The sequence below is a fragment of the Pseudomonas sp. GW822-FHT02G04 genome (assembly GCF_058802085.1).
The window spans coordinates 126,611-140,264 of sequence record NZ_JBXANU010000017.1; the positions used below are offsets into that span (position 1 = coordinate 126,611).

The window sequence follows — 13,654 nt, forward strand, 5'->3', positions numbered from 1 at the left end:
CGAGGCTTGCCCGCGAAGGCGTCCTTCAGCCCAACAACTCACTCATGGCAATGATCTGCTCCGCCACCTGTATCAGTTTCTGCTGGCGGCTCATGGCCTGGCGGCGCATCAGGGTGTAGGCCTCTTCTTCGTTGCAGTCCTTCATCTTCATCAGCAGCCCCTTGGCCAGCTCGATGCGCTTGCGCTCGGCCAGTTGCTGGTCGCGGGCGTGCAGTTGCGCGCGCAGGGCCTGGTCGCTTTCAAAGCGCGCCATGGCCACGTCGAGAATCGGCTGCAAGCGTTGTGCGTGAATGCCTTCGACGATGTAGGCACTGACGCCGGACTTGATCGCCTGGCGCATCACGCCGGGGTCGTGCTCGTCGGTGAACATCACGATCGGCCGAGGTTGGTCACGGGTGACCAGTACCACTTGTTCCATCACATCGCGGCTCGGTGACTCGGTATCGATCAGGATCACGTCCGGACGCACCGTTTCGACGCGCGCGGGCAGGTCAATGGTCAGGCCGGATTCGTCGATGACTTCGAACCCGGCTTCAGTCAGCGCCGCTTTCAGACGCCCGACTTTTTTCGCGGTGTCATTGATCAGCAGGATACGCAACATATTCGCAGGCTCCTGTCAGCGGCTGGCGAGAAGGGGAGCGCTGTCGCTCATGGCGTGCAGCGTGAAGCTGCGGGCATAGCCGGCCGGGTCCGAACCGTCCCAGACTTTGCCGTCGATCAGTTGACTGCTGCGCATTTCCTGAGACTGGGCGGGTACACCGACAGCGCTGGCGGCCTCTCGGTACAAGTCTAGTTGCTGGACCTGACGGGCCACGCCGAGGTAATCCGGGTCGTCGCGCAATAAGCCCCAGCGACGGAACTGGGTCATGAACCACATACCGTCGGACAAATACGGCAGATTGACCTCGCCGCCGCCGTGGAAACGCATCGCGTGCGGGTCTTGCCAGTGATTGCCCAGGCCGTCGGTATAGTCACCGAGCAAGCGCGGTTCGATGCAGTCGAGCGGGGCATCGAGGTATTCGGGGGCGCTCAACAGTTGCGCGGTGCTGCGGCGATTTTCGCGGTTGGCTTCGATGAAGCGGCTGGCCTCGAGGATCGCCATCACCAGGGCCCGGGCGGTATTGGGGTATTGCTCGACGAAGGCGCGGGTGCAGCCGAGGACTTTTTCCGGGTGATCGGGCCAGATGGTCTGAGTGGTGGCCATCGTGAACCCGAGATTCTGTTGTACCGCGCTGGCAGCCCACGGTTCGCCGACGCAGAATCCGTCGATGCGCCCGGCTTGCAGGTGCGCGACCATTTGTGGCGGCGGCACCACCACGCTGTCGACATCCTGCAATGGATGAATGCCCTGGCTCGCCAGCCAGTAATACAGCCACATGGCGTGGGTGCCCGTGGGAAATGTCTGGGCGAAGGTCAGTTTTGGGCGACTTTGGTGCACGTGATGGTCCAGTGCTTCAGGACTGGTCACGCCCAAGGCCTGCAAGCCGTGGGAGAGGTTGATGCTCTGGCCGTTCTGGTTCAGGCCCATGAGCACGGCCATGTCGGTGGACGCTACGCCGCCGATGCCCAGGTGCACGGCGTAAATCAGGCCGTACAGGCTGTGGGCGGCGTCGAGTTCGCCGCTGACCAGTTTGTCCCGCAGGTTGGCCCAGGACGACTGGCGCTTGAGGTTCAGGGTCAGGCCATAAGGCTGGGCGAAGCCCTGGGTGGCGGCGACCACCACTGAGGCGCAGTCGCTCAGGGCCATGAAGCCAAGGTTGATTTCGGTTTTTTCCGGGGCATCGCTGCCGTTGACCCAGGCCAGTGGGCCGGCTGATGGTTCATTCATCGATTTGCACCTTCCAAAAAAAAACGTCGTCCCATGGCCTCTGCGCGAGCAGAGGCGGTGACGACGCCATTGTCCTGCCACTCATCCCGTCGTTGGCATGAGTGCCGATGCCCATGTTGGTGCAAGGCATATGCCATCGCTGGCTGATTTTGTCGCGCGCCTCGCGTGAAGCTCTGATGCACGGCTATAATCGCCGCCTCTCATCGCCAACCGAGTCAAGCCTGCCCATGTACACCCTGGCCCGTCAGCTGCTGTTCAAACTTTCCCCGGAAACCTCCCACGATCTGTCCCTGGACCTGATCGGCGCGGGCGGGCGTTTGGGCCTCAACGGCTTGCTGTGCAAGGCACCGGCAAAAATGCCGGTGACGGTCATGGGCCTGGAATTCCCGAACCCGGTGGGTCTGGCGGCCGGTCTGGACAAGAACGGCGCGGCGATCGACGGATTTGCCCAACTGGGTTTCGGTTTCGTCGAAATCGGCACCATCACCCCGCGCCCGCAACCGGGTAATCCGAAACCACGGATTTTCCGCTTGCCGCAAGCCGAGGCGATCATCAACCGCATGGGTTTCAACAACCTTGGCGTCGATCACTTGCTCGCTCGCGTGGCCGCGGCCAAGTACAAGGGCGTGCTGGGTATCAACATCGGCAAGAACTTCGATACGCCGGTTGAACGTGCGGTCGACGATTACCTGATCTGCCTGGACAAGGTTTACGCCCATGCCAGCTACGTGACGGTCAACGTCAGCTCGCCGAACACGCCGGGCCTGCGCAGCCTGCAATTCGGCGACTCGCTCAAGCAATTGCTCGCCGACCTGGCCACGCGCCGCGCGGAATTGGCCTTGCGCCACGGCAAACATGTACCGCTGGCGATCAAGATCGCGCCGGACATGAGCGATGAAGAAACCGCTCAAGTCGCCCAGGCGTTGATCGAAACCGGGATGGATGCGGTGATCGCTACCAACACCACCCTGAGTCGCGTTGGTGTCGAAGGTCTGGAGCATGGTGACGAGGCGGGCGGGTTGTCCGGCGCACCGGTTCGCGACAAGAGCACCCACACCGTGAAGGTGCTGGCGGCGGAACTGGCCGGTCGTTTGCCGATTATCGCCGTGGGCGGTATCACCGAAGGTAAGCACGCGGCTGAGAAAATCGCCGCGGGTGCGAGCCTGGTGCAGATTTACTCCGGCTTCATCTACAAGGGCCCGGCGTTGATTCGTGAATCGGTAGACGCCATCGCTGCGCTGCGCTGAAGCCTGATTTAGGCCTCATGGTGGGGGCTTTTGTGGCGAGGGAGCTTGCTGTGGCGAGGGGGCTTGCCCCCGTTGGGTTGCGAAGCGACCCCAGAACCCGCCACTGCGATTCCTCAGATAAAACGCATGCACCGGCTTTACGACTGCTTCGCAGCCCAACGGGGGCAAGCCCCCTCGCCACAATGGTTTCTTCGCTGAATTTGGAACAGGCATAAAAAAGGGCTCCTCGAAGGAGCCCCTGGGCCGAAGCCCGCCGTCCGGATAGGACGTGCGTGGTTAAGTCGTAGCGTAATCAGATTGTCGTGTCGGAGTGTGTGCCCTGTATTAGCCGACGGCGTGAAGTTCGTTGAGTCTGTGGATTCCCGCAGTGCCGGTCATACCGTCCCAATTGTCGCCGCGTCCTTCTCGCCAGCCATTGATCCAGGCTTGGCGTACCGACGGTAGAGTAAAAGGGCAAAGCTCACGGGATTTACCACCAACGCCATATTGATATCCGCGCAAAAATGCTCTTTCCAACGGATCACGCTTAAGTCTTCTCATAGGGTGTTTCCCTCACTTGTTGACTGTATGTATCGCGTCGACCTCAATCGAGGTCAGGCAGAAAAATTCTGCCGTTGGTGGCTCGCTGCCGGCGTCGCGAGCCAAGGTGTTGACGCCGTTGCGACGTCAACCTGAGTTGAGTTCTAACCAATGCGTCACATCGAGGGAATGACCGTTTTGTCATAAGAACGTAACCATAAAGATGGTATGGCCATAAGTAACACGATATTTGTCCCGTGTTTCTTGGCCAAAGCCCGGTATGATCGGCCCTCCGCTGGATGCTGGGGGTTGCGCCTTAACGAGAATGACACCCGTTGCTCTTGGGTATTATTCGACGAAGGGTCGACTTATGACATTTTGTTTCATCAGCTTTTTTATCTGCCCTGGCATCTAAGCTCTTTTAACCCGAGCAGTCAGGGTGGGACGGCACACCTTCGTGCCACGCGGGCGTTCTGTTAGAAAAACGCCTGATTGAAAACCGGATCGGCAACGCGTTGTCGGTTCACTTAGCTAAAGGCTCTGGAATTACCATGTCCGATCGTTTCGAACTCTTCCTCACTTGCCCCAAAGGCCTTGAAGGTCTGCTCATCGAGGAAGCCGTCGGGCTTGGCCTTGAGGAAGCACGCGAGCACACCTCGGCTGTGCGCGGCATGGCCACCATGGAAACCGCTTATCGCCTGTGCCTGTGGTCGCGTCTGGCGAACCGGGTGCTGCTGGTGCTCAAGCGCTTCCCGATGAAGGATGCCGAAGACCTCTACCACGGCGTGCTGGATATCGAGTGGCAAGACCACATGCTCAACGACGGCACCCTGGCCGTCGAGTTCAGCGGTCACGGCTCTGGCATCGATAACACGCACTTCGGCGCCTTGAAGGTCAAGGATGCCATCGTCGACAAACTGCGCACCCCGCAGGGCGACCGCCCGTCCATCGACAAGCTCAACCCGGACCTGCGCGTTCACCTGCGTCTGGACCGTGGCGAAGCCATCCTGTCCCTCGACCTGTCCGGTCACAGCCTGCACCAGCGCGGTTATCGCTTGCAGCAAGGTGCTGCGCCGCTGAAGGAAAACCTCGCGGCAGCGATTCTGATCCGTTCCGGCTGGCCACGCATTGCCGCCGATGGCGGCGCGCTGGCTGACCCGATGTGCGGTGTCGGCACGTTCCTGGTGGAAGCCGCGATGATCGCCGCCGACATCGCGCCGAACCTGCGCCGCGAGCAGTGGGGTTTCACCGCCTGGCTCGGTCACGTACCGGCGCTGTGGAAAAAACTCCACGAAGAAGCCACCGAGCGCGCCGCGGCCGGCCTGGCCAAGCCACCGCTGTGGATTCGCGGTTACGAAGCCGACCCACGCCTGATTCAACCGGGCCGCAACAACGTCGAGCGTGCCGGCCTGAGCGAGTGGATCAAGATTTATCAGGGCGAAGTGGCAACGTTCGAGCCGCGCCCGGACCAGAACCAAAAAGGGCTGGTGATCTGCAACCCTCCGTACGGCGAGCGCCTGGGTGATGAGGCGAGCCTGCTCTACCTCTACCAGAACCTCGGCGAGCGCCTGCGTCAGGCGTGCTTGAACTGGGAGGCGGCGGTATTTACCGGCGCTCCGGACCTGGGCAAGCGCATGGGCATCCGCAGCCACAAACAGTATTCGTTCTGGAACGGCGCGTTGCCGTGCAAATTGCTGCTGATCAAGGTCACGCCAGACCAGTTCGTCACCGGCGAGCGTCGCACCCCGGAACAGCGTCAGGCCGAGCGTGAACAGGCGGCCTACGATGAAGCACCGAGTGAGCCGCAAGAGCGCAAGTACAACAAAAACGGCAATCCGATCAAACCGGCCCCGGCACCCGCCCCGGTGATCGAGCAGCCGCGCCTGAGTGAAGGCGGGCAGATGTTTGCCAACCGCCTGCAAAAGAACGTCAAGGCGTTGGGCAAGTGGGTCAAGCGTGAAGGCATCGACTGCTACCGCGTCTACGATGCCGACATGCCGGAATATTCCATGGCCATCGACCTGTATCACGACTGGGTCCACGTTCAGGAATACGCCGCGCCGAAATCCATCGATCCGGAAAAAGCCTCGGCGCGGATGTTCGATGCCCTGGCGGCAATCCCGCAGGCGTTGAACATCGACAAGAGCCGCGTGGTGGTCAAGCGTCGCGAGCGTCAGAGCGGCACCAAGCAGTACGAACGCCAGAGCGCCCAGGGCAAGTTCAACGAGGTCAACGAAGGCGGCGTGAAGCTGCTGGTGAACCTCACCGACTACCTCGACACCGGGTTGTTCCTCGACCACCGGCCGATGCGCATGCGGATTCAGAAAGAGGCGGCCGGCAAGCGCTTCCTCAATCTGTATTGCTACACCGCGACCGCCAGCGTGCATGCGGCCAGGGGCGGCGCGCGCAGCACCACCAGCGTCGACCTGTCGAAAACCTACCTGGACTGGGCGCGTCGCAACCTGTCGCTGAACGGCTTCTCTGACAAGAACCGTCTGGAACAGGGCGATGTGATGGCCTGGCTCGATGCCTGCCGTGACGAATACGATCTGATCTTCATTGACCCGCCGACTTTCTCCAACTCCAAGCGCATGGAAGGGATCTTCGACGTGCAGCGTGACCAGGTGCAATTGATTGACCTGGCCATGGCGCGACTGGCACCGGGCGGGGTGTTGTATTTCTCCAACAACTTCCGCAAGTTCCAGCTCGAGGAAAACCTTACCGAGCGTTATGCCGTTGAAGAAATCACGGCCCAGACCATCGATCCGGATTTCGCCCGTAATGGCAAAATCCACCGTGCCTGGAAGATCACTGCTCGCTGACACTTGAGCTGATTGGATCCACAGAGCCTTGATTTTTAAAGGCTCTTTGGTTCTTTCAGTGCTGGTCAAATTAGTGGCTAATAGCTATAACTCAACTCATGGCCAATGGGCTTTCCGGCACCTGGCGTTATGAGTTGCGTTTATGTCGTTACACGCCGTGCGCCCCAAGATCCTGGGTTTTATCCGCGAAGATGTCTCGGCCTGGTTGGTCGCGCTGCTGGTATTGCTCATCGGCGGGATTCTTACAGGATTGCTGGCCTGGGCAACACTCAATCAGTTTCATCAGCAAGTGCGGCAACGTTTCCAACTGCTCGCCAGTGAACGCTACAGCCGTATCGAAGAACGTTTCGAAGATCAGGAGCAGCGCCTCGATGGCCTGCGCCGGTTCTTCGCCAATTCCGAGTCGGTGTCCCGCGAGGAATTCGACGGTTACGCCAAACCTCTTTTGCGGCGCACCCAAGCCTATTCCTGGGCACCACGGGTTTCCCGCGCCGAACGCCCCTTGCTTGAACGCTTCGTGCATGACGAAGGCTTGAGCAATTTCACCTTTCGCGAACTGACCGCCGACGGCCAGTTGCAACCGGCCGCGGAGCGGGACGAGTACGTGCCGGTGCTCTATACCCAAACCCAAAGCCGACTGCCCACGCCGCTGGGTTACGACCTGCTGGCCCAGCCCCTGCGCCGTTCGACCCTGGAGCGCGCCGATCAAACTGGCAGCATGGCCGTCTCGCAACCGATGCATCTGGTCGGCATTGAGCCGGCCTATTCGCGGGGTGTGTTGCTGGTGGCGCCGGTCAATCGTCAGCATCTGCCGGGTGCCATGCCCGCCGGGTATGTGATGGCGGTGATCAGCATGCGCCAACTGCTGGCGGACGGGCTGCCGGAAGAGAGTCATGATTCTCTCTCGGTGCGCATTCTCGACTTGTCCACCGATGACCAACACGAAGTGCTGTACGAGTCGACCAATCCGGCGGGGACCAGTGACTTGTCTTCCACGCGCTTGCTGCGTCTGGCCGACCACGATTATCAAGTGGATATGCGCCCCAGTGCGGCGTTCCTGCGAGCCAACCATTCCTCGGTGACCAGCCAGGTGGTGCTCGGCGGTTTGCTCAGCTTGCTGCTCAGTGTGTTTCTCTATGTGTTGGTCAGCCAGCGGCAACGGGCGCTGAAAATGGTCGAGCAACGGACCGAGGAGCTGCACGCCCGTGAGCAAGAGCTGCGCGGCACGCACGGCCAATTGCGCGGCGTGCTGGATGCTGCGACTCAGGTGGCGATCATCGCCACCGACCTGCGCGGGATTGTCAGCACCTTCAACGCCGGTGCCGAGCACATGCTCGGTTACTCCAGTGCGCAGGCCGTGGGCCACATGACCCTGGAAAACCTGCACCTGCCCCGGGAGCTCGAGGCGCGCTCGGCGGAGTTGAGCGCACGCTATGGCAAGCCGATTCCGACCTGTCAGGCAATGCTGGTCGAAGGCGGGGAAGAGGGCGGTCACGAAGCCCGGGAGTGGACGCTGGTGCGCCGTGACGGCAGCCATTTGACGGTTAACATGCTGGCGACTCCGGTCCTCGACGAACAAGGCTTGTGGGTCGGGTACTTGGCGATTTGTATCGACATCACCGAGCGCAAGCGCGTCCACGAGGCCCTCGCTGCACGGGACCTGTTGTTGAAAAAACTCAGCGCCCATGTGCCCGGCGGGATTTACCAGTTCAAGATGGAGTTCGATGGGCGCTTCAGCGTGATCTACGCCAGCGACGGGATGCGCGAGATCTACGAACTCGAACTGGACGTACTGTTGAGCAATGCCGAAGCGGTGTTCTCGCGGATTCATCCTCAGGACTCGCGCCGGGTGCGCGCGTCGATCCTGGCGTCGGCGGACAACCTCAGCCCATGGCGCGAAGAGTATCGCGTGCAATTGCCCGAGCGTGGCCTGCGCTGGGTCCGCGGCGAAGCGACGCCGGAGGAGCTGCCCGGTGGCGGTGTGTTGTGGCATGGCTACATTTCGGACATTTCCGACCTCAAGCGGGTGGAAGAGGAACTGCGTGCGCTGTCGGTGACCGACTCATTGACCGGAATCCATAACCGCCGCTATTTCCAGGAGCGCCTGACCACCGAAATGGCCCGGGTCGAGCGCGGCGGTGGCGAGTTGTCGGTGATCATGCTCGACATCGACCACTTCAAACGCATCAATGACCAGCACGGCCATGCCGTGGGCGATCGGGTATTGCAGGCAGTGTGTGAACGCATTGGCCGTCGTCTGCGGCGCACCGATGTGTTCTGTCGCCTGGGGGGCGAAGAGTTCATGGTGCTCTGCCCGGACATCGACGGCGAACAGGCACATGTGCTGGCCGTGGAACTGTGGCAAGGGTTGCGCAGTTCGCCGATCGACGAGGTGGGGATCGTTACCGCGAGTTTCGGGATTGCCAGCTGGCGGGCCGGAGAAGGCGCGGATGCGTTGCTGTTGCGGGCGGATTCGGGGGTTTATGCGGCGAAGCAGGCGGGCCGGGATCGAGTTGAAGGGCAGATGAGCTAACCCAGCCAAGATGATCGTTCCCACGCTCTGCGTGGGAATGCCTCAATGGACGCTCCGCGTCCGCTTCGGCAGGGACGCGGAGCGTCACCGGCTGCATTCCCACGCGGAGCGTGGGAACGATCAAGTTGGGGGTTACAACACCGATGCCGTGGTCGGCAGTTTCGGCTGGCGGTACAGGTCCAGCAGCACCTGATCCAGCACCGAAGACGCGCCAAACGGTGCCTTGTCGTTAAGGATCGCCACCACCGCCCAGGTATTGCCATTGACATCGCGGCTGAAGCCGGAGATGGCACGCACGGTGTTCAGGGTGCCAGTCTTGACGTGGGCTTCACCGCGCATTGCGGTGGTCTTCAGGCGTTTGCGCATGGTGCCGTCGGTGCCGGCGATCGGCATCGAGCTGATGAATTCGGCGGCGTACGGGCTGTGCCAGGCGGCTTGCAGCATCGCGGCCATTTCACGCGCGCTCACCCGCTCGGCGCGGGACAAGCCGGAGCCGTTCTCCATCACCAGGTGCGGTGCAGTGATGCCTTTCTGCGCCAGCCACTGACGCACCACGCGCTGGGCCGCTTTGGCGTCATCACTGTCGGCGTCGGTGCGGAACTTCTGGCCCAGGCTCAGGAACAACTGCTGAGCCATGGTGTTGTTACTGTATTTGTTGATGTCGCGAATGATTTCCGCCAGGTCTGGCGAGTAGGCTCGGGCCAGCACCTTGGCGCTGCTCGGCGTCGGTGCCAGACGATCCTGGCCCTGGATGCTGCCGCCCAGTTCCTTCCAGATCGCCCGCACGGCGCCGGCGGTGTAGGTCGCGTGGTCGAGCAGCGACAGGTAGGTCTGGGAGCTGCAACCTTCGCCCAATTGGCCGCCAACGGTCACAGTGACGCTGCCATCGGCCTGGGTCACCGGGTTGTAGCGCACGCCCCCGGTGCATTGCTTGGAGTTGAGCGCCTTGACCTGATTGTCGATGCGGATGCTGGCAATCGGCGGCTCGACCGACACCAGAACCTTGCCCGAGTCGTTGCGGGCCACGAAGCGCAGGGCCTTAAGGTTGACCAGCAGCGCGTCGGGCTTGACCAGGAACGGTTTGTTCTCGTCATTGCCGTCGTCGTTGAATTCGGGCAGTTGCGGCTGCACGAAGAAGCCGCGGTCCAGCACCAGGTCGCCGGTGACCTGGGTCACGCCGTTGGCGCGCAAGTCGCGCATCAGCAGCCAGAGTTTTTCCATGTTCAGCTTCGGATCGCCGCCACCCTTGAGGTAGAGGTTACCGTTAAGGATGCCACCGCTGAGGGTGCCATCGGTGTAGAACTCGGTTTTCCACTGGTGGTTCGGGCCAAGCATTTCCAGCGCGGCATAGGTGGTGACCAGTTTCATGGTCGAGGCCGGGTTGACCGAAACGTCAGCGTTATAAATGGTTGGGGTGCCCGGGCCGTTAAGCGGGATCATCACCAGCGACAAGGCGCTGTCCGGCAATTTGCTGGCCTTGAGGGCCTTTTCGACGTTGGGCGACAGAGCGGTGTTGATCGGCGCGGCGGAAACGGGGAGGGCCAGAGGCAGAAGAAGGCTGGCCAGCAGCAATGGACGCAAAGATTTGATCATCTGAAATAAAACCCTACAGCCGAGGGGGAAAAAGACGAGGGCATGGCGATAAATTCCCTCAGCGGTCATGAAAGTGTCGGCATTATGCCCCAAGGTGTGAGGGCTTGTGCCGCACCTTGGTCGTCTAATCGGCTATTTTTTTACCGACGGTAGGCGTCGCACCGCTCTGAGGCGGGTAATCGGCGCCTTAAACTGCTAAAGTGCCGCCCGTTATTACTTATGAGGATTGTTCCAATGGCGACTAACCGTTCCCAGCGTCTGCGCAAAAAACTGTGCGTCGATGAATTTCAAGAGCTGGGTTTCGAACTGAACCTGGATTTCAAAGAAGATTTGGCTGATGAAGCCATTGATGCTTTCCTCGACGCGTTCCTGAAAGAAGCCATGGAAGCCAACGGTCTGGGTTATGTGGGCGGTGATGACTTCGGTCTGGTGTGCCTGCAGAAGCGTGGCTCGGTGACCGAAGCGCAGCGTGCCGCTGTTGAAGCCTGGCTCAAGGGCCGTAGCGAATTGACCAGCGCTGAAGTCAGCCCGCTGATCGACGTCTGGTACCCGGAAAAGCCGATCAATCCGGTAGCCTGATGTTCTAAAAAAACGGCGACCCCAAGGGTCGCCGTTTTTTTTCAGGCTTTACGCCAATTCAGAATCACCAGCGTCAGTACCCCCGCAACAATCCCCCAGAACGCCGAACCGATGGAAAACAGCGTCAGCCCCGATGCCGTCACCATAAAGGTAATCAGCGCCGCTTCCCGTTCCTGCACTTGCGCCATGGCAATGCTCAGCCCGTTGATGATCGAGCCGAACAGCGCCAGCGCGGCAATCGACAGCACCAGTTCTTTAGGCAACGCGGCAAACAACGCCGCCAGAGTTGCGCCGAACACCCCGGCAATCCCGTAGAAAATCCCGCACCAGACCGCTGCCGTGTAACGCTTGTTGCGATCCTCATGGGCGTGCGGCCCGGTGCAGATCGCTGCGCTGATGGCGGCCAGGTTGATCCCGTGGGAACCGAACGGCGCCAACAGCAACGAGGCGATGCCGGTGGCGGTGATCAGCGGCGAGGCCGGTACGTTGTAGCCGTCGGCGCGCAAAACCGCGATGCCCGGCATGTTTTGAGAGGTCATCGCCACCACGAACAGCGGGATGCCGATGCTGATGGTCGCGGCCAGGGAGAAATGCGGCGTGGTCCAGACCGGTGTCGCGACTTCCAGGTGAAAACCACTGAAATCCAGCAACCCCATGAAACCGGCCAGCGCGGTGCCAATCAATAGCGCCGCGAGCACGGCGTAGCGCGGTGACAGGCGCTTGACCAGCAGATATGTGAAGAACATCCCCAGGACCAGCCCGGTGCGGTGCTGGGCGGCGACGAAAATCTCGCTGCCGATCTTGAACAGAATCCCCGCCAGCAACGCTGCCGCCAATGAGGCCGGAATCTTTTTCACCAGGCGTTCGAAACTGCCGGTCAGGCCGCACACGGTCACCAACACTGCGCAAGTAATGTAGGCGCCGATGGCCTCGCCGTAGCTGACACCGCCCAGGCTGGTGATCAGCAACGCCGCGCCGGGGGTCGACCAGGCAATGGTAATCGGGGTGCGATAGCGCAAGGACAGGCCGATCGAGCACACCGCCATGCCGATGGAGATCGCCCAGATCCACGACGAAATCTGCCCGCTGGTCAGGCCCGCCGCTTGCCCGGCCTGGAACATCAGCACCAGGGAGCTGGTGTAACCGGTCATCATGGCGATGAACCCGGCGACGATGGCCGAGGGCGACGTGTCGGTCAGGGGACGAAGCTGCGTGTGCGTGGCGTCGGTCATGACAGCGGTGTTCCTTGTTCTGATAAAGATGTCCGTAACAAAACGCTGAACCTTGTAGGAGCGAGGCTTGCCCGCGAAAGCGCCGTGTCATTCAGCATTGATGTCGACTGACACTACGCTTTCGCGGGCAAGCCTCGCTCCTACAAGGAATTGTGTTCAGGCCACGGATTCTGCGTTCAAGCCTAAACTGAAACGTAACCGGTCGTTGCAATACAGCAAAGGCGACAAACAGCCGTACAGTCGTGTTGCCACCCGCCATTGTGTACAATTGCAGTGTTTTTTACGCGATACTTGCCAGCGACCCACTGTGCCGTATTACAGTCACGGTCAATTCGCCGCAGTTCTCCCGACTCGAGTGCCCATGAACGAACAGTTGCAACCCCTCAAGAAACAACCGCGAGCAGGCAAAGCCGGCCGCAGCGGTACCCAGGACGATATTGTCTACGCGCATATCTTCGAGGCCATCCTCGAACAGCGTCTGGCGCCCGGCACCAAGTTGAGCGAAGAAGCGCTGGGGGAAATTTTCGGGGTCAGCCGCACCATCATTCGCCGCGCGTTGTCGCGTCTGGCCCATGAAGGCGTGGTGTTGCTGCGGCCGAATCGCGGCGCTGTGGTTGCCAGCCCGAGTGTCGAAGAGGCTCGTCAGGTGTTTATGGCGCGGCGTCTGGTGGAGCGGGCGATCACTGAACTGGCGGTGCAGCACGCCACTGCCGAGCAGATTGCCGACTTGCGGCAGATGGTCAACGACGAACGCGACAGCTTCTCCCGTGGCGATCGCGGTGCCGGTATTCGTCTGTCGGGCGAGTTCCACTTGAAACTGGCCGAAGCGGCGAAAAACGCGCCATTGATCAGCTTCCAGCGCAGCCTGGTGTCGCAGACGTCGTTGATCATCGCCCAGTACGAGAGCGGCAACCGTTCGCACTGTTCCTACGATGAACACACCCAGTTGATCGATGCTATCGAAGCGCGGGACGCGACGCTGGCAGTGGACCTGATGATGCATCACATGGACCACATCGACAGCAAACTCAACCTCGACGAAGAAAGCGCGTCGGATGATTTGCATGCGGTGTTCTCGCATCTGTTGCAGACCAAGAAACCAGGGCGCTCGACTGCCAAGCTGTAAGTCAGACTGAGACTGATCGTTCCCACGCTCTGCGTGGGAATGCCTCAATGGACGCTCTGCGTCCGCTTCGGCTGGGACGCGGAGCGTCCCGGGCTGCGTTCCCACGCGGAGCGTCACTAGTGTCCGGTAAAACCTTTTCAGAGCTGAAGGCTGCCTTGGGCAGCCTTCAGCTCTG

The 13,654-nt window shown here is 60.9% G+C and carries 10 protein-coding genes; 5 read left to right on the forward strand and 5 right to left on the reverse strand.

The features are described 5' to 3' along the window. Window positions 1–25: 25 nt before the first annotated feature. Both AC1RO5_RS20685 and AC1RO5_RS20690 read right to left on the reverse strand, forming a co-directional pair. A complete protein-coding gene (locus AC1RO5_RS20685) occupies window positions 26–601 on the reverse strand; it encodes an ANTAR domain-containing response regulator (protein WP_018925269.1) in 576 nt (191 codons plus the stop codon). Between the two features lie 15 nt (window positions 602–616). After that, window positions 617–1,828: a CmpA/NrtA family ABC transporter substrate-binding protein gene (locus AC1RO5_RS20690; RefSeq protein WP_493177306.1), complete on the reverse strand. Its 1,212-nt coding sequence runs from the start codon at window positions 1,826–1,828 to the stop codon at window positions 617–619. A gap of 227 nt (window positions 1,829–2,055) precedes the next feature. On the opposite strand from AC1RO5_RS20690, the gene AC1RO5_RS20695 reads away from it, so the two are divergent. Further along, entirely contained in the window at window positions 2,056–3,075 is a 1,020-nt protein-coding gene (locus AC1RO5_RS20695) for a quinone-dependent dihydroorotate dehydrogenase (RefSeq protein ID WP_026286344.1), read from the forward strand. 324 nt (window positions 3,076–3,399) lie between these two features. On the opposite strand, the gene rmf is transcribed toward AC1RO5_RS20695, so the two are convergent. After that, window positions 3,400–3,615: a ribosome modulation factor gene (gene rmf, locus AC1RO5_RS20700; protein WP_003223300.1), complete on the reverse strand. Its 216-nt coding sequence runs from the start codon at window positions 3,613–3,615 to the stop codon at window positions 3,400–3,402. Window positions 3,616–4,145: 530 nt separating this feature from the next. Here rmf and rlmKL point away from each other — a divergent pair. Together rlmKL and AC1RO5_RS20710 are read left to right on the forward strand one after the other, a co-directional pair. Next, a complete protein-coding gene (rlmKL, locus tag AC1RO5_RS20705) occupies window positions 4,146–6,416 on the forward strand; it encodes a bifunctional 23S rRNA (guanine(2069)-N(7))-methyltransferase RlmK/23S rRNA (guanine(2445)-N(2))-methyltransferase RlmL (RefSeq protein ID WP_493177308.1) in 2,271 nt (756 codons plus the stop codon). Window positions 6,417–6,558: 142 nt separating this feature from the next. Further along, a complete protein-coding gene (locus tag AC1RO5_RS20710) occupies window positions 6,559–8,949 on the forward strand; it encodes a sensor domain-containing diguanylate cyclase (RefSeq protein WP_493177310.1) in 2,391 nt (796 codons plus the stop codon). A 132-nt stretch (window positions 8,950–9,081) separates the two neighbouring features. Here AC1RO5_RS20710 and dacB read toward each other — a convergent pair whose 3' ends face one another. Beyond that, on the reverse strand, window positions 9,082–10,542 hold the full coding sequence (gene dacB / locus AC1RO5_RS20715) for a D-alanyl-D-alanine carboxypeptidase/D-alanyl-D-alanine endopeptidase (RefSeq protein WP_493177312.1): 1,461 nt from the start codon (window positions 10,540–10,542) through the stop codon (window positions 9,082–9,084). A 234-nt stretch (window positions 10,543–10,776) separates the two neighbouring features. Between dacB and AC1RO5_RS20720 the strand changes: the two genes are divergently transcribed. Next, window positions 10,777–11,121 (forward strand): YggL family protein, encoded by a 345-nt coding sequence (locus AC1RO5_RS20720; protein ID WP_018925275.1) that lies wholly within the window; start codon window positions 10,777–10,779, stop codon window positions 11,119–11,121. Between the two features lie 41 nt (window positions 11,122–11,162). Here AC1RO5_RS20720 and AC1RO5_RS20725 read toward each other — a convergent pair whose 3' ends face one another. After that, window positions 11,163–12,353 (reverse strand): benzoate/H(+) symporter BenE family transporter, encoded by a 1,191-nt coding sequence (locus tag AC1RO5_RS20725; protein WP_493177314.1) that lies wholly within the window; start codon window positions 12,351–12,353, stop codon window positions 11,163–11,165. A 361-nt stretch (window positions 12,354–12,714) separates the two neighbouring features. Between AC1RO5_RS20725 and AC1RO5_RS20730 the strand changes: the two genes are divergently transcribed. Then, complete coding sequence (locus AC1RO5_RS20730) at window positions 12,715–13,479, forward strand: GntR family transcriptional regulator (protein ID WP_007941070.1); 765 nt, start codon at window positions 12,715–12,717, stop codon at window positions 13,477–13,479. The last annotated feature ends 175 nt before the right edge of the window (window positions 13,480–13,654 follow it).